Here is a 16502-nt window from a genome sequence, read left to right on the forward strand (position 1 = left end):
CTCCCCCCTACGATGCCCACCCAGCCGGGTACTGAAGACACTTCCGTAGCGCCGTCACGCCTGCCGTCAGGCATCCCTCGCCAACGGTTCCTCGGCAGCATTATAGTCTTCCGCACCCCAAAGTCAATACGTCCAATCAAACATGCGTTCCCCAGCAGACCTCGTGAGGCACCGGGGTACCCGAGGGTCAGTCGCCGCGTTCTCTGGCGCAGCCTTCGAGCCTGGCGATCGTCTCGCGAATGGCCTCGTCAGGAGTGGAGGCGCCAGCAGTGACGCCGACTCTCTCGACGCCTTCGAGCCAGGCACAGTCGACCTCCTCGGCGGTCTCGATGTGGTGGGTTGGCTTGCCTGCGTCGGCGCAGATCTGTGCCAGTCGGGTGGTGTTCGCGCTATGGCGTCCGCCGATGACGACGACCATGTCGACACCCCGGGCCATCTGCAGGGCGGCCTCCTGGCGCTGGGTGGTGGCGTCGCAGATGGTGTTGGCGATGGCCAGATCGGAGACCTTCGGGATGAGGTAGCGGACGAGTTCCTGCAGTGTCTCGACACGCTGCGTGGTCTGGCACACCACGGCGATGCGGCGCTTCAGCTCGCGGCCGACCAGGTCGTCGGCGCACTGGACGATATCCGCAGCCCCGCCGGTGTGCTCGCGGATTGCCTGCGCCTCGGGATGCTCGGGCTCACCGAGGACGAGGACCTGATAGCCGGCCTTGTGCAGACGAGCCGCCTCCCGCTGGGCACGGGCGACGAAGGGGCAAGTGGTGTCGATGACCTCCAGCCCACGCTCGCGGGCGCGGTCATAGACTGTCGGTCCGACACCGTGGGTGCGGAGCATGACGGTTGCCCCCGGCGGAGCATCGTCGATGTCCTCGATGGGCTCGAGCCCCTGCTCCCGTAACTGGTCGACCGCTTGCCGGTTGTGGATCAGCGGTCCCTGAGAGTAGAGACGACCCCGCTGGGCTGTCTCGGCGACGGCCCGCTCGATGGCGCGTCTGACACCAAAGCAGAATCCTGCATGCTCGGCCAGGACGATCTCCATAGCGGTGGCTTCCTTTCGGTGGTAGCGGCAGCGCCTCTCACGGCACCTCACCCCTGCCTGCGGCATCTCCTCTCCACGCGGTGGAGAGGAGAAGGCAACGGCAACGAAAACGGCAACGACAAGGGCAACGACAAGGGCAACGACACCTCAGTCTCGAAGGACTGCTGGGCGCGGGCAGGACGCTCGCGGCCGACCCGGGTTCCGCCTCCTGCGCCCAAAGTGGGTAAGGCCAAGACGGGCGCGTCGTTGACGCTGCCGGTCAGCCATGACTATAATGCCTGCGATCCCATTATGGCCAGTCTCCGATTCCTCTGCGCGAGTCTCCTACTGCTGACTCACTTCGCCGGGGCCCAGGCTCTTGCACCCTATGAGCCCGCCAACGGCTGCTACCTTGGCGCCTACATAGAGAAGGACCCGAGGGCTGCCGACGATATCGCGGTCTTCGAGGCGCTGACCAATAAGAAGCATGCCTCGTACTTCCATTACGTGGGGTACGGCCAGCCCTTCCCCTTCGAGTGGGCCAACAAGCTGAAGGCCGTCGGGGCAATGCCGCACATCGCCTGGGAGCCGAATGATGGTCTGGGCGAGATTCGCGACGACGCCTACCTGCAAGGTTGGGCGCAGGCCTGTGCACACTACCAGGCACCGATCCTGCTGCGGTTTGCCTCGGAGATGAACGGCGACTGGGAAGCCTACTCCGGCGACCCCGACCTGTACATCCGCAAGTGGCGTCTGGTCTACAGCGTGATTCACTCCGTGGCGCCGAATGTGATCATGTGCTGGTGCCCCTTCGCGACGCCGAAGAGCACGATCCCGCTCTACTACCCGGGAGACGCCTACGTGGACTGGGTTGGGGTCAACGCCTACAGTGTGATGTACAACGAAGGCAACCTCAACAAGCGCGCGGTCGACAACGCGGTGCAGCACCTGGAGTTCATCTACAACCTGTACGCCGACCGCAAGCCGATTGCCGTCTGCGAGTACGCCGCGACGCACCACTGCGGCGCGCTCAACAAGCCCACGGTCGATTTCGCGGTGCGCGAGATGCGGAGGATGTACGAGACCATTGAGACGCGCTTTCCGCGGGTGCGCATGATCAACTGGTTCTCGGTGGACACCCTCAGAGAGAACCTGGCGCACAACGACTATGCGCTCACCAATGACGAGGAGGTGCTGGCCGCCTACCGGCAGGTCATTGCCTCGCCGCACTTCCTCAGTCGCGTCGAAGCTACGCAGGCCGTCGTTGCGGGAGCCGGAGGTCTGGCACTGCCTGGAACGGCCGGAGCACCCGGCGCCGCTCTCCTGACGCCGCTGGCCACTCCGGGAGCCGCTCCGACTGGGACCTTGCCGGCGCCCAGTGGTCCGCTGACACCAGTGGGGCCGCTGACCCCGATAGGACCGGTTACGCCGGCGACCACTGCGGAACCGAGCGTCCACACCTCAGTGCCACTGGCGCTGTCTGAGCTGGCCTCGCCGCCCGCCCGAGGTGTCGCGTTGGTGGTCGAGGGCGCACCACCTGCGGCCCTGGCAGGTCGCGTCAACATCGAGGCGGTCCTGGGCAGCGGTCTCCAGCCGGACCGCGTCAGTCTGATGCTCGACGGCCAGGTTCGCTCGGCCTCCAACGCTCCGCCCTACTTCTTCCCCTGGAACACCGAACGGGCAACGGTCGGCGAGCACCGCGTGCGTGTCATCGTTCGGAGCGAACTGGGCGAAGTCCTCGCCGAGGCGGAGGCGGCAGTCGTGGTCGCACCGCGTCCGTGAGATTGCGCCGCAACGGCACCTCACCCCTGCCTCCGGCATCCCATCTCCACGAGCGGCCTAACGACGCGCCGCTTTGGGCGAGGGGAAACGGAAACGGCAAAGGCGCCGCCCCGTGAGGACGCGGGCCAAGCCGTATGGGTACTACCCCATGGTCTTGGGCGTCAGCAACCAGCGCAGGACTCCGCAGCCGGGCTTCAGGCACTCGGACTCCACCCGTGCCAGGCCGCCCTTCCTCATCTCGACCGCCCCACCACCAATCAGCTCACCGACCATTCCGCTGAAGTCCGGCTCATGCCCGACCAGCATCACACGATCACCGGGCGAGCGTCCGTCGAGGAGCTTCGCGATGCCCGACAGTGATGCCCCGGAATCGAGCGCAGCGTCCACCACGACTTCGAGGCCCAGGACCTCAGCTACCACCTCAGCGGTCTGCCGGGCTCTCAGTAGCGGACTCGAGTAGATCGCGCTGAGGCCGAGCTCGTGGTCCTTGACCCAGCGCGCCACACGCTTCATCTCCTTGAGGCCCTGCTCGGACAGGGGCCGCTCTCCCTCCGGTACCGCATCGCCGTGGCGCAGAAAGAACGTCTCCATGGTGGACACCTCCCGATATGCCGACATCCCGCGCCCAGACTGCGGGTCTGCGACACTGACTGGTTCGCCGGCGCACGCCTGATTCCCTGTGGAGGGCGATAGGCCGGCGGAAGGATGTTGGTTGCGGTCAGGGGAACAGGGCGATGGTGAAGTATCCGCCGGACCTTTCGTGATAGGAACTTCCCAAGGGAGGCCCGACCATGTTCCGCGTTGCCTTGCTGCTTTGGCTCACACTCCTGATGACCGGCCTGGCCCTGGCTCAGGACACTCCGACACAGGAAGCGGGAGTTGCGATGGTGCAGGTCACTCCGGCCCTGAGCGACGAGGTGCTGCTGAACCCTCGCATGGGGCTCTACCTCCAGTATCCTCCCCTTACGGCGAAGCCCGAGGACTGGTTCATGAGGATCGCGGGCGTCGCCTACTACCGGATGGACTGGTCTGCGCTGAACCCGGAGGAGGGTGTCTACAAGTTCGACGAGTTCTTCGGCCCGCGCTTCGACTTCTGGGTGGCGCAGAACCACAAGCGCGTCGCCTTTCGGGTTATGTGCCAGAGCATGCACTCCGCCGCTGACTACGTGACGCCCAAGTGGGTCTTCGACAAGGGTGTCCCGGGAGTGCAGCACACGGCCCTTCGTGGGCAGACGCAGACGGACCCGGTGTTCTGGGACGAGCGCTACCTGGAGGTCCAGTGCGAGTTCATCCGCAAGCTCGGGGAGTACCTGGATGGCCGGGAAGGGCTGGAGTTCGTCGACATCGGCAGCATCGGCGAGTGGGGCGAGATGCACCTCGCACGCTGGACGCCCCAGCAACTCGCTGAGACCGGCTTCAGCCATACCCGCTATGTCCAGGCCTACCGACGGATCATCGATGCCTATGTGAAGGCCTTCCCGCGCACCCAGGTATTCCTCAATGTCGGCGGGCAGGACAACCAGACCATCAACGACTACGCGGCGCTGCGGGGAGTGCACTTCCGGCAGGATGGGCTGAACCCCTCGGGCGCCAGCTATGATGTGGGCAACTGGCTGTACAAGCCCTACTCGCGGCGTGGTGTCGTGTGCAACTTCGAGTTCCACAGCGGCCTCGACGAGATGAAGGCCAAGGGCTGGGACCTGCAGGCGACGCTGGACAAGGCCCTCGAGGCCCCCCTCAGCTACCTGAACACCAACCTGGGGAACTACTATACTTTGCCCGAGGAGGCCCGACAGAAGCTCACTGAGACGGCGCGGAAGATCGGCTACCGCTTCGTGATGACCCGGCTGGAGCACAATGCGCAGGTCCGGCTGGACGGCGAGCACGTCTCGCGGCTGCTGGTGAACAGCACCTGGCGCAACGACGGCGTGGCTCCCTGCTACGACAGCTATGCCCTGGAGTGGCGGCTTGAGGATGCGAAGGGCCAGGCGGTCGCCTCGGAGCTCACCTTTCCCAAGGTTCCGACGACCCAGTGGTGGCCCGGTGAGGAGGTCTCCAGTTCGGTCCTGCTGCGACTTCCGGGGACGACTCCTCCGGGCGAGTACCAGCTCAAAGTCTCGATGGTGGATCCGGAGAGCGGTCGGCGGATTCTGCTCGGGATCGCCGGTCGCGACGAGGCAGACTGGTATGCTCTCGGTGTGGTGCCCGGTGTGAGCGCACCGGCGACTGCCGGCAAGGTGTATGAGGAAGGCTTCGAGGGCGAGGTCAAGCCTTGGGGAACCGCCGAGGGGATCTCGGCCGCCGTCGGCGATACGCAGGCACACTCGGGACAGCACGCGCTGCTGGTGACAGGCTCGTGCCAGAAGGCCTGGAACTACACGAGCTTCCGGGCACCGGTGGAACTGCGGCCCGGCAGTCGCTACCGGCTGTCGGCGTGGCTACTGGTGGAGTCGATGGAGCCAACGAGGTATGCGCCGCACGTCAAGCTCGGCGTCAACAACAAGGACGGTAAGTGGCTGACCAACTTCAACTCCGACACCTATGACCTGAAGCAGATGGGAACCTGGCAGCGCGTGGAGGCCGATGTGGAGGTTCCCCTGGAGGGTGCAAGCGGGGACATCGCGATCGAGCGCGGCAACCAGGAGGCACCGATCACCACGCGACTGTGGCTGGATGACGTGACGCTGGAGCTGGAGGAGGGCCTGTAGCAACCCGGCCCGCTGCCGGTAGGAAGTAGTGGGGGAATCAGAGGCGGCGCGGAACTGGTCCGCGCCGCCTTTTCGTCTCGTCCTCTTGCGGGGGAAGCTGTTAGCGGTCGTCGCGGGGCATCCCGAGGGCCTGACGGACCTGGCTCCTGATTCCCAGCGCTGAAGAGGTCCACTCGCTGCCGTACTCCGGGCGGTTGCGGTCGGAGGTCTTGAAGGTGTCCAGGAGCTTCAGGGCGTCGCGGTACTTGGCCTCCCAGCCCTTGTTCTTGGGCGCCGGACTGGAGGCAAGGACGTCGCCCTGGGCGACGAGCGAGATAGCCTCGTAGAAGCGGACTTCGAGCGAGCGCTTCGTCTTGGGGAAGTCGGCGCGGAACTTGGCGAGGGCGTCCGAGGCCTTGGTCGGATCATCGGGGATACTGAGGATGATCAGGTCAAGGGTGGCGTCTTCCTTCGCGCCGACCTTGTTCTCCGGGTCCTTCGCGATAGCGTTATTCAGGTGTCCGGTGGCGATCTTATACTTGCCCAGGCGGAGAAGACCGTGGCCGAGGTCAGCCAGGGAGCGCGGGTCGTCCGGGGTCTTGAGGAGCTGTTGCGCAGCGGTCAGCACCCCGGGCATCGCCTGCAGGACCTCGATGAAAGCCGAGGGCGAGGCGTAGCCCCAGCCTGAATACAGATCGTGCCCCTGCGAGTCCAGGAACAGATAGCCGTGGTTGACCAGGATCTGGGCCTGCATGTTATCGTCGGCCACCGCAGCCGTGGTGTAGCGATCGACGAAGGCGCCGTTGGCCTCCAGGTCGGCATCCAGCGCACAGCACTCGTAGGACTGCAACAGCGCTACAACCTTCGGGTAGCGCAGAGTGCCGGTGCGCATCATCTGGCAGGCCGGCACCTTCTGGGAGTAGATGTAGACGAAGACGGGTTTGCCGGATTGCTTGGCCGCGCTCAGGGCGTCCTCCACCCGGTCATACCATTTTGCGTCGTCGGCCGCGAACCCGACGCAACCACCGAGCACCAGCAGCGTCAGGGCTGATGCCAGCCCGGTCCTGATAGCGTGTCTGCGACTAAGCGACCTCACAGCCTCACCGATCCTTTCGTTCCGAGAGCTCCATGAAATAGTAGATCTTGCGCGCAACTTCCTGATAGCCCATGGAGGGGTAGAACCGCATGCCTATCTCATTCGTGGTTGTGGTCTCGATCTGACTGTATCGTAGGCCGAGGCTTTCGAAGTAGTCAAGAGCATGGGACAGGAGGGTCTTGCCGAGCTTGCGTCCCTGGTAGGCCGCATCGACGCCCAGGTTCAGCACGCGGCCGACACTTGTCTCCAGGTCCACGACGGTCGTCACATACCCCGCCACGTGACCATCGATCTCGACGACGAAGCACCCTTCGGGGTTGTCGGCGAGATTGGACAGGAGGTCCTGACGCTTGCGCTCCTGCCAGGAGACGCCTTGGAGAAGCCCGAAGCCGTGTTCGATGGCGGCGTCGATGGAAACGGGCTCGAAGACGGCGAGGGTGATGCGGCAAAGGGCTTCCTGATCGTCGCTACGGTAGGGGCGGAGGTTCATGTTGTGCGCACTCCTTTATGGGGATAGGCGACGGTCGCAGGTCACCAGGTCAGCGTCGCCTGCAGGTAGGTCGCATGCGTCTGGGCATTGTAGCCGAGCTGGAAGCAGGAGTACTCGATGGCGACATGCTCCAGGCGCGGGTGCTCAAGGAGCGGTGAGTCACCGTTAAGCAAGTCGCGGACGCCGCCGGGCATTTCGGCGAGACCCATCATGTCGCGGATCTCCTGGTCCCAGGTTGTGGAGAGGCTGACCGAGTCGGCACCTAGAGTTGTGGCCACATGCAGCTCTGCGTAGCGATGGATCATGAAGTAGCGGTTGAGAAAGCTCGAGAAGCGTGCCACGGTGGGCGTGGAGGCCAGGGTCATCCAGGGCAGGTAGAGTCCACCGGAGGCAGACACCTGCCCGCCCTTCATGGCTCCGCGCAGGGCCTCAAGGGAGACCACCGAGGACTCGACCATGATGTGCGGGAGGCCGACGCTGGAAGCGAACTGTGCGTTGGAGGCGGTCAGGCCCGGCTTGTCAACGTACTTCGGATCGTAGATGAAAGAGAGCGTCCGGAACATCTCGAACATGTTGGGCTGAAGGAGGTACCCGTCGAAATCGAAGCGCTGGAGTCGCTCGGGACCACCTGGATCACCGGGATGCAGCAGGTAGGCCAGCCCCCCGGCACGGTGGATGACGTCGACGGTCTGGCGCATGGTCATGTTGTCGGCGATCGGGTCGTCGATGAAGACGGCCAGGACGGCCCCGGTGTGGCTGTAGGCGACCTGACCGGTGATGACAAGGAAGTCCTCCGGAAGCCGCCCCTCAGACTTCAGCCGCTGCGCGCAGCGACGTGCCAACTGAGCGCCATCGATGCGGCTGCGGTCGGCGACAGCAACGGCCTTGATGCCCCTCTCGCCAGCGGTCACCAGCATCTTCTCGATGGAGGCTGTGGAGTCATAGGAGATGTTGCTGAAGACCCGGACGTCGACCGCAACCTGTCCCTCCTGGGACTCGACAGTCGTCAGCTCCGGTGGTAGGCGCTTCGTGATCCACGGAGTAACGGCCTCGGCCACGACCTGAGAGCGCAGGTACTGCGGCCTGCCAAGGAGGGACCGGACCGTGTCGGCGCCCCACTTGCGGGTGCCCTGGTGCAACAGTGCATAGGCGGCGGCCCAGGGAAGGCAGTCGCGGCGCTCGTCGGCGCTGTCAACCAGGGCATCGAACTGGTCCTCCGCCAGGAGGTAGGGGTTCTGGTCGCCGCGTTGGAACAAGTCAGGTGAGGTGAAGAAGTCCTGGCGGCAGAGCTCATCCAGGTTCTTGCCAGGGTACAGGTCGGGCAGGTAGTGCGGGCAGTACAGCGTACTGGCTTCCCACCTGAGGCCGCCATCGAGGGGACGCTCGGCCATGTGGCGTCCCATCCCGCCGACGGTCGGAGGGATGGTTGAGAGGGGCTCGGGCACCACCCTTGCATGGACGGCCGCCGCTGCGTCCTCCTCCAGGGAGCCGCCGAGAACCGCCTCGGGTGCTTCCTCGTCCTGGCCAAGGGCCATCCCTTCCACAAGCACGGATACCAGGGCGAAGGCCAGCGACCAGAGGCCATGCAGTCGGCGTAGCCGGATGGGTGGTCTCATGGGTCACCCGCACCCTTAGCGGTAGGCTGCGATTGCCACCAGACACTCGACGCGCTGGCGTCGACCGAGGATCTTCCGGGCGAGGGTAAGGGCTTCGTCCGGTGCGGTCTTGGCCAGGGCTACGGCTGCTGCGGAGACGACGGGCTCAGTGACCAGAGGATCGTCGATGTGCTCAACGATGGCCAGGGCGCCGCGCGGATCAGAGCCGGCAACCCGCTGGGCCACGGCAGCACGCGCAGCGTTCCTCTGGTCCTCGTCGGCGATGCGGTCGCAGAGGGCCACGGCCTCCTGCCGGTTCGTCAGTGCCAGCGCCTGTGCGATCGCCGCACGGGTGTCATCGGCGACGGCTCCGGTCGCTTCACCCAGTCCGTGGAGCGCGACCCTCGCGAGCCCCTCGGCCATTGTAGCCTGCTCGGCCGGTAGGGCAGCCGCCGCCATGGCAACGACATGAGCGCGAGAGGGCTCATCAGCGATTTCCTGAGCCAGGACCAGAGCCAGCTCCGGGGAGGTCGGCGCCAGCGACCGCGCAACCATGCCCAGCGCCAGAGGTCTGTGGGTCGGCTCGGTGATGCCCGCTACCACACGGCGGGCTGCTTCGAGGTTCGTGGGTGCCCACGCGGCTGCCAACTCAGCGCGCGCCAGAGGAAGTTCGGGGTCAGTGGCCGGCACGCCCTGCAGGGACTTCTCCGACTCGCTGAAGGCGTCCTGGGCGACGTTCGGCTGGCGTATCACGATGCCGGCGGCGAGGTCGCGCAGACAGGCTGACCTGGAGAGTGGGTCGGGGACTTTCCGCGCGGCCTCCAGGGCCTCGGTCATCCATGCCGCCGCGTCCGCGGCGTCCAGATTGAGGGCGGCAATGGCGATCTCACGGAGCGCGACCGCCTTCTCGACGACGACTTTGTGCGCCTGCGCAGCTTCGTGGGCCTGCGCGAGGACCGTCATCGCCTGCTTGCTATCTACCTTCGCCAGACGCACGGCCACGGTTCGCAAGGCCAGGCAACGGACCATAGGGTCGCCGATGGCGCTTGCGACCTCCGTCGCTTCGCCGGCGAGGGCATCATACTGAGCGCGGTCGATCCTGGCCCATCCTACGGCAACCGTTGCGAGGCTAAGCGCTCGCGTCTGGAGGTCCTGCGACCGGGCAGTCAGTTGCGCCGCTTCCCGCAGCACTGCCGCGGCTTTGGGCGCATCGGCCGTCCACCCCGGCAAGGCCAGGGCCAGCAGCATCAGCGCCGCCAGAGGCGTAGCACACACTCGGCATCCTGTGGGCATGTCACGACACCCCCTGAGTAGCTCACGTGCTGTTCAAACGCGCGGAGGTGCCTGCGGGGTTCCCCCCCGGTTTTGCGTGCACCTTGTGGGCCATCGGATTTCGGAGCCAGCATATACAGAGAACCGGGGCCGCTCTGGCCCCGGTTCGGGAACACAAACCACATCAGCCGTCGCGCCCAGGGTAGCGGGCTAGCCTTTGGGAGGCGTCTTGGCGGCTGCGGCCGGGGCCGCGGGTGCCGCTTCCTTGTTCTCGGCCTCTTCCTCCGGCGGAGCAACCGAAGCCACGGTGGGCAGGACCTTGACCGGCTCACTCGTGAACTCGGTCATCGGGATCTCAAAGGCGGCCCCGTCCGAATCGTTGCCGAGTTTCTTCAGTCCCAGCTTGGCCTGATCCTGAACGGGCACTGCAGGCTTTGCGGCGGCGTCCTTGGTCGCCGCGCCCTTGCGCAGTTCGGGGATGGCCTCGCGGTCGCCAATCTCACCGAGCACCCAGGCGGCACGGCAGCGATTGCCGGCCTCCAGGTGCACATTGTTCATGATCGCGGCAACCATCGCGATGATTGGATCGGGTTTCTTGTCCGTGACGACTTCCCGGCCCTGCTTCACGAGGGCTACGCCGGCCATGTCGTACACATCTTCGTCGGTCTCGAGCAGGTCGGCGAGGGTCTCGATTGCCCGATCATCGCGCAGGTTAGCCAGCTCGATCACGGCTCGCTCCCGCACCTTGACGTCCTGCGAATCGACATCTTCCTTGAGCCGCTCCATGGGGTCAAGCGCACAGCCGGTCAGGACGACCGCGCAGAGCGCCAGGAGAGCGGTGACGCACCTGAGGATCTTTGTTGCCATCGAATGTCCTCCCACAGTCCGTGGGTTCGGAGCGTTGTTGTCCAACCTGCCGAACGTTAGGCTGAGCAGATGTGCAGTGCCGGTATGGCTTATCCCTCGATCGGGATGGAGAGGGCTTTTGCTGTCTCTTTGGCTGCCTCGCGCGCCCAGTAGAAGTCGTCGCTGAGGCTCTTGTTGAGGGCCTCGGCGATCCTTGGCTGGGCCGCTTTGGGTACGATGGTGAAGGACAGAGAGTGGATCGCAGCCGCCCGAACGTCTCCGACCTTATCCTCCTGGGCCTTGATGAGGCCGTTGATGAGGATCGTGCTGGTGGCCTCGTCCTGAAGGTGGCGAGCGAGGTCTCCGAGTCCGTAAGCGGCCGCCACGCGGACCTCAGGCTGCGGCTCCTTCGTTACGTCGAGGGAGTCAAGCATGACGCTGAGGGACTTGGGGTCACCGAGGATCCCGAGAGTCTGCGCGCAGGCCATGCGCACCTCCCAGCACTTGTCCTCGGGAGGCTTGGGTCCTGCGGGTGCTGGAGCTGTGGGCTTCGGCGGCGGCAAGGGCAGACCTGCAGCCTTGAGCCGGGCGATTTCGTCGGCTTCGGCCTTGGCCTCGTCAGCCTTGCGCTTGTCCTCGGCCTTCTTGGCCTCGGCGGCAGCCGCTGCGGCGAGAGCCTCAGTCTTGTCGCCAAGGATCGTCTCGAGGCTTCTGGCCGCTTCGCGGTCATGCATCAGACCGAGAGCCTGCACAGCCGCGCAGCGGACCGTGACAACTTCCTGCGCATCGGTGACGCGTGCCCTCAGATCGGCAGCGGAAGTGGTGGCCTTGAGTTTGCCGAGGGCCAGTGCCGCGGCGGCCCGGACTTCGGGCGAGGCGTCTTTGAGCGCCTCGGTGAGCGGCCCCCAGGCGTCGCGGGCACCCACGTCACCCAGCAGCGTCGCTGCGCGCCACTTTGCCGGCGGCGTCTGGTTCTTGAGGTTCTCCAGGAGAGCCGGCGTAATGCCGTGCCCACGCTCCTTGAGCTGGGTCATGGCATCCAGGACCTTGGAGTAGTCCGTGCCCGGAAGCTCGGCCAGCAGCTTCTTGGTAGCTACGGAGCGTTGCCATTCTGTGATCCCCAACACGGCGATTAGGACCACCGCGATGATGACCACAACAGTTGGCATGCGTCGGTTCACGGTCATCAACTCACGTTCTGAGCGGTATGATCAGCCTGCGCAGCCGACACGCTTCCCGGCGGGAACCGGTGTGACGGTGAGCCATCCCTCGTCTGGGAAGACCAAGACGAGGTGGCGCTTTGCGTTAGGCCTGGTCTGCGGATGAGGCGGCAGCACGTACTCTCTCGAACACAGCCATGGCTGCGTCTACCTTCTCGGGTTTGGGCTGGTCTTCTTCCGCGAGGTGCTGGATCAGGTCGAGGGCCTGAGCGTCGCCGATGAGCACCAGCGAAGCAGTCATCCATTCCCTGAGCTGGACATCCTTGGTGGAGCCGCGGATTTCCAGGACCGGGTCAGTTGCGGGCTTGCCGATGATGCCGAGAGCTGCGGCCAGCCACGGTTTGAGCTTCGCGTCGGCGGTGGAGAAGCGGTCGATGAGCACGCGTACGGGCTGCTCGCCGAGCAACTCGAGGGAGGCTGCGCACGCAGCGCGGAGGTCGTCATCCTGGGTGGTAAGCATCAGGTCGACAAGGGTCTTGCCGGCCTCACCGAGTGCGGCCACTTCCCCGGCCTTCGTGACGACGGCGAGGCGCTCACCGATGCGGGCGATGGCACGGGCAGCGCGGCCAGCGAAGGGGTTACCAGGCTGCAGCAGCGACGTCAGCGGCTTGAGGCTTGCCTGGTCGCCGGTGTAGCCAAGGGCGCGGATGCTCCGAGATCGCACGTTGGCGGCTTCGGCAGCATCGACTGCCGCGGCTGCGAGGCGCGTGTTGTCGACCTTGACCTTCGCATGCTCCTCGGAGGTGAGCGTGGCTGTGGCCTCCAGCAGTTGCGTGGTGACCACGGCGGTCAGCTCGGCCTGGACAATGGTGGCTCGGCGCTTGGCGTTCTCGTCGCCGGTCTGCATGGCCTTTGCGAGCTCTTCCTGGATCTTGCCGATGCGCCAGTTCGCAAGGACGTCCATGGCTTTGTCGCGGACCTGGACATCGGGGTTGTTAAGGCAGGCCACGAGAGGCGCAGTAGCGCGCTCATCAGCCAGCTCGTCGAGGGAGTTGATGGCCTCTAGCTTGACGAGGGGCTCCTGCTTGGCCATCGCGTCGATCAGGGCCGGGACGGCATCCTTGGCGCCGGTGCGTCCCAAGGCGAGCGCGGCCATGGAACGAGCGGCGACCGGCTTGGCGCCGTCAGCGAGGATGGCTTGCGCATAGGGGACTGAAGCGGCGCCGATGCCGCCCATGGCGATGGCTGCCCAATGGGCCTCCACGGCAGCAGTTGACAGGGCGGCCTGCAGCATCGGCAGGGCCGGCTCGCCGATGCGGATAACCGCGTCGGACGCCATACTGCTCACGCGTGGGTTGGCGCTGCCCATGGCAGTGAGGAGTACCGGGACAGCCGGAGCGCCCACGTTGGCCAAGGCATCGCGGGCCGCATGATAGACCTGCCAGTCCTGATCGCCGAGGGCGGAGGCCAACTGGGGCAGGACACGCTCGTCGGCGATGTCACGCAGTGCAGCGGCGGACACGCGCCGGACATCCTGGCTGCTGTCGGTGAGCATGCCGCCGAGAGGTACAACGGCCTTGGGTCCACCGATTTCAGCGATAGCCTGGGTGGCGTTGAGGCGGACCTCGGTCTCGCCGCTGGTCAAGGCACGAGTGGTCTGTGCGATGGCGTCGGGGCCAAGGGCTGTCAGGGCAATCCGCAGCTCACTCGTCGCACCCTTGCGGTTGTTCATAAGGGTGGTCACGAGCGGCTCGGCAGCGGTCACGTCGCCGATGCGTCCGAGGGCCTCGGCGGAGGCTGCCTTGACGGGGTCGGTGTCGCTCAGGTGGGTGATGAGCTGCGGTACGCAACCGTTTTCCTTGGCGACGTCAACAAGGAACCCGAGGGCACTGGCCGCTCTGCGCCGCACAGCCCACTGATCGTCACCGTTCAGGCGGTCGAGGAGCGGCTTGACCATGACCACTGCTTTGTCGGGAGGGATGTTCGGAGCGGTCTTGTTGGTCTGGTTGCCGATCGTGCCCAGCACGCGGCAGGCGGCACCCCGAACCTCGGGGCTCTTGAAGGTGAGTAGCTTGTCGATGATCGGCTGCACGGCGGGGACCTTCATGGTCGTCAGCGCGGCTTCTGCCGTGCCCTTGGCGCGCATGAACTCCTGGGTGGTCTGATCGCGAATCGTGCCGTCGGGGAGGCTCTTCTTGGTGGGCTCGGTCTGCTGCATGAGAGCGAGGAGCCTGTCGGTGGCCCGGGGGCTGGCGATGCCGGCCATGATGTCACGCACGTTGTCGCGGACATACTGATCCCAAGCATCGGCGATACTCATGCACGCATCGATCACAGGGTTCTCAGTGGCGGAGGTGTCGGCCTCGATGGCCTTGCCGACGTTGATGAGCGGGGCCTTGCCCGCACCGCGCGTCGGACCGTCTTTATCCTGGATGCCCTCGATGCAGACCTCGACGGTCCGGCGTCCGAGGCGGGTCAAGACGGCCTGATCGCGGCCCTGGGCAGCGCCGTCAAGCATGTCGTGCGCGGTGAGCATCTCGTACATGGCATCGTCCGCGCCGATCAGGGCGATCGCCTGGACCGCCTTATCCTGTATCCACCGTGGCTTGTCCTCCAAGGCTTCCATCAGCTTCTGCTTCTCTACGAGCGTGCGCACAGCAGCAATGCGCTGCTCGACAGTGCCGTTGCCGATGGTCTTGGCGAGCCGATCCAGTTCGCTCTTGCGGTACGAGGCGACCATGATGACACACAGGATTGCGCCAAGCATCAAGACCCAGGTGATCTGGCGCCTGGTGTTCTCGTCCACGGCCGTCAACTCCTCAGATGGTGTTGCATTGTCGCCCCTTGGGGCGCCGACGCCCCCGACCCGGTAGGTTCGGGGACGTACACAGGGTTCTTTCGCGCCAGAGCCAGCGGTGACCTTCCTGTAACGCGCAAGCGTGTTTCGTCGCCGGGAGACAGGACTCCTCCTGCCTCCTGCAACCAATATAGGCCAAGTTCCCGGACTGCCGGCAACGACGCGGAGAGGCTGAGAATCAAAGAATAGCCTAGCCTGCCGCGAAGCGTCAACCGCTAATCGCCGGAGGCCCTGGTCGTGATCCCTCGGCCGCGTCGTCTCCAGTGCGCCGAGTGCCTAGAGGGCGTCGGCGATTCGCGCCAGTGCCTCCATGCGATCGGGTATCGGCAGCTTCTGCGGGCACTTCTCAACGCAGGCGCCGCAGGCTACACACTTGGTCGTGTCATTCCGCTCATGGCCTTTGGTGGCGCGGATCTCCGCGTCGGCACTGCTCATCCCGAAGACGGTCTTGAGCTGGTACAGCGACATCGACTGCATCACCGGGAGCTTCTGCGGGCAGGATCCGAGGCAGTAGCGGCAGCCGGTGCAGAGTGGCCGGCCCTTGCTGAACTCCGCGAAGGCCTCGAGGAACTGCCCACGCTGGGCCTCGGTCATTGAGTCGCTGCTCGAGGCGACCTGCGCGTTCTGCTCGAGGTGCGCGATCACATTCATGCCGGAGAGCACGGTGCTGACTCCCGGGTTCGAGAGCAGGAAGCGCAGAGCGATCTCCTGTACCGGCTTGCCCGCCAACTCCGGAAGGGCACGGGCGAAGGCCTCGGACTCGCCAGTGAGCAGACCGCCGCGGAGCGGGCCCATGATCTTGACGCCGACGCCGTGCTCATGGGCGAAATCCAGTGCGCGCTCAGGGGCACGATCGCTGAAGTTGTAGTAGAGGGTAAGGGTGCGGAAGTCGGGCACCTGGTCGAGCCAACTGATGATGAGGTCGGGTGCGGCGTGGCTGGTGAAGCCGAGGTGCTTGACGAGGCCCTGCTCCTTCGCCTCACGCAGGGCCTGAAGCGGGGAGTCTTCGCCCTTGCAGCCGGCCTCGAAGTGCTCGGGGGCGCTCATGTCCCAGAGCTGGTAGAAGTCGAACCAGTCGACGCCGACGCGCTTGAGCGAGTTCTCGATGCACTGCCACATCTGGTCGCGAGTGCTAATCCCCAGACCGCGGTCGAGACGAGGCTCTCCCGCCCGGGGCTGAGCTTTGGCCGAGAGGACGATCTTGTCGCGGGGCACATCGCGGATCGCTGCGCCCGTCCAGGCCTCGGCGTTGGTGTCGAAGTCTTTGAAGCTGTAGGCCGAGCCGATGTCGAAGTAGGTGAGTCCGAGCTGCAGGCCGCGGTCGATGATCTCCTTGGCGTTCTCCGGGCCTTTGAACCGCATGGTCCCAAAGCCGAGCGCAGAGACCATGATGCCAGTGTTGCCGACAGGTCTGTATTGCACGGTGGTACCTCCGAGAACGGGTGTGGGGCTCGGGCGAAGTGCCTTTGTACATGCACCGGGCCACGGGTGGCCCGGCACCGGGGCGACCCTTGCGGGACGCACCCGGCCACCTTAGGCCAACCGAGGTCGGCCTGTCAACCGGGCTTTGACCTGGCCCTTACCCACTTTTGGGGATGGGTATAGGTTTTGGTATGAGGAGGCGGCGGGTGAGTTTTGCGAGCCAGGGGTCGTGGTGGCGCACCAACTGCAGGCCCAGCCACAGGACGCTGGCCGTCTT

The 16502-nt window shown here is 65.4% G+C and carries 12 protein-coding genes; 2 read left to right on the forward strand and 10 right to left on the reverse strand.

Going from position 1 to position 16502, the window contains the following annotated elements; translation table 11 throughout:
- Positions 1 to 187: 187 nt before the first annotated feature.
- The gene (gene ispH, locus ABFE16_08240; protein MEN6345284.1) at positions 188 to 1039 is read right to left on the reverse strand and encodes a 4-hydroxy-3-methylbut-2-enyl diphosphate reductase; all 852 of its coding nucleotides are present in this window, start codon (positions 1037 to 1039) and stop codon (positions 188 to 190) included.
- Here ispH and ABFE16_08245 point away from each other — a divergent pair.
- On the forward strand, positions 1016 to 2800 hold the full coding sequence (locus ABFE16_08245) for a glycosyl hydrolase (protein MEN6345285.1): 1785 nt from the start codon (positions 1016 to 1018) through the stop codon (positions 2798 to 2800). The genes ispH and ABFE16_08245 overlap by 24 nt on opposite strands.
- Before the next feature lie 141 nt (positions 2801 to 2941).
- On the opposite strand, the gene sixA is transcribed toward ABFE16_08245, so the two are convergent.
- Positions 2942 to 3391: a phosphohistidine phosphatase SixA gene (gene sixA / locus ABFE16_08250; GenBank protein ID MEN6345286.1), complete on the reverse strand. Its 450-nt coding sequence runs from the start codon at positions 3389 to 3391 to the stop codon at positions 2942 to 2944.
- A 200-nt stretch (positions 3392 to 3591) separates the two neighbouring features.
- Here sixA and ABFE16_08255 point away from each other — a divergent pair, with 200 nt between their 5' ends.
- Positions 3592 to 5508 (forward strand): DUF4832 domain-containing protein, encoded by a 1917-nt coding sequence (locus tag ABFE16_08255; GenBank protein MEN6345287.1) that lies wholly within the window; start codon positions 3592 to 3594, stop codon positions 5506 to 5508.
- 100 nt (positions 5509 to 5608) lie between these two features.
- Here ABFE16_08255 and ABFE16_08260 read toward each other — a convergent pair whose 3' ends face one another.
- From ABFE16_08260 to ABFE16_08295, 8 genes are all read right to left on the reverse strand, one after another.
- On the reverse strand, positions 5609 to 6583 hold the full coding sequence (locus ABFE16_08260; protein MEN6345288.1) for a thioredoxin family protein: 975 nt from the start codon (positions 6581 to 6583) through the stop codon (positions 5609 to 5611).
- Positions 6584 to 6587: 4 nt separating this feature from the next.
- A complete protein-coding gene (locus tag ABFE16_08265) occupies positions 6588 to 7073 on the reverse strand; it encodes a GNAT family N-acetyltransferase (protein ID MEN6345289.1) in 486 nt (161 codons plus the stop codon).
- A gap of 41 nt (positions 7074 to 7114) precedes the next feature.
- Complete coding sequence (locus ABFE16_08270; protein MEN6345290.1) at positions 7115 to 8689, reverse strand: hypothetical protein; 1575 nt, start codon at positions 8687 to 8689, stop codon at positions 7115 to 7117.
- A gap of 15 nt (positions 8690 to 8704) precedes the next feature.
- The gene (locus ABFE16_08275; protein MEN6345291.1) at positions 8705 to 9961 is read right to left on the reverse strand and encodes a hypothetical protein; all 1257 of its coding nucleotides are present in this window, start codon (positions 9959 to 9961) and stop codon (positions 8705 to 8707) included.
- 189 nt (positions 9962 to 10150) lie between these two features.
- Complete coding sequence (locus tag ABFE16_08280) at positions 10151 to 10807, reverse strand: hypothetical protein (protein MEN6345292.1); 657 nt, start codon at positions 10805 to 10807, stop codon at positions 10151 to 10153.
- A gap of 89 nt (positions 10808 to 10896) precedes the next feature.
- Positions 10897 to 11967, reverse strand: a complete 1071-nt coding sequence (locus ABFE16_08285; protein MEN6345293.1) for a HEAT repeat domain-containing protein — start codon at positions 11965 to 11967, stop codon at positions 10897 to 10899.
- A 124-nt stretch (positions 11968 to 12091) separates the two neighbouring features.
- A complete protein-coding gene (locus ABFE16_08290) occupies positions 12092 to 14752 on the reverse strand; it encodes a HEAT repeat domain-containing protein (protein MEN6345294.1) in 2661 nt (886 codons plus the stop codon).
- A 327-nt stretch (positions 14753 to 15079) separates the two neighbouring features.
- Positions 15080 to 16225: an aldo/keto reductase gene (locus ABFE16_08295; protein MEN6345295.1), complete on the reverse strand. Its 1146-nt coding sequence runs from the start codon at positions 16223 to 16225 to the stop codon at positions 15080 to 15082.
- Positions 16226 to 16502: the final 277 nt, after the last annotated feature.

Source organism: Armatimonadia bacterium, assembly GCA_039679385.1.
Classification (GTDB): Bacteria; Armatimonadota; Zipacnadia; order Zipacnadales; family JABUFB01; genus JAJFTQ01.

Bases quoted from the DNA above. Each gene is read 5' to 3' on its own strand.
- ABFE16_08245 (MEN6345285.1), top strand. From the start codon at position 1,016: ATGCTCGGCCAGGACGATCTCCATAGCGGTGGCTTCCTTTCGGTGGTA.
- ispH (MEN6345284.1), bottom strand. From the start codon at position 1,039: ATGGAGATCGTCCTGGCCGAGCATGCAGGATTCTGCTTTGGTGTCAGA.
- sixA (MEN6345286.1), bottom strand. From the start codon at position 3,391: ATGGAGACGTTCTTTCTGCGCCACGGCGATGCGGTACCGGAGGGAGAG.
- ABFE16_08255 (MEN6345287.1), top strand. From the start codon at position 3,592: ATGTTCCGCGTTGCCTTGCTGCTTTGGCTCACACTCCTGATGACCGGC.
- ABFE16_08265 (MEN6345289.1), bottom strand. From the start codon at position 7,073: ATGAACCTCCGCCCCTACCGTAGCGACGATCAGGAAGCCCTTTGCCGC.
- ABFE16_08270 (MEN6345290.1), bottom strand. From the start codon at position 8,689: ATGAGACCACCCATCCGGCTACGCCGACTGCATGGCCTCTGGTCGCTG.
- ABFE16_08275 (MEN6345291.1), bottom strand. From the start codon at position 9,961: ATGCCCACAGGATGCCGAGTGTGTGCTACGCCTCTGGCGGCGCTGATG.
- ABFE16_08280 (MEN6345292.1), bottom strand. From the start codon at position 10,807: ATGGCAACAAAGATCCTCAGGTGCGTCACCGCTCTCCTGGCGCTCTGC.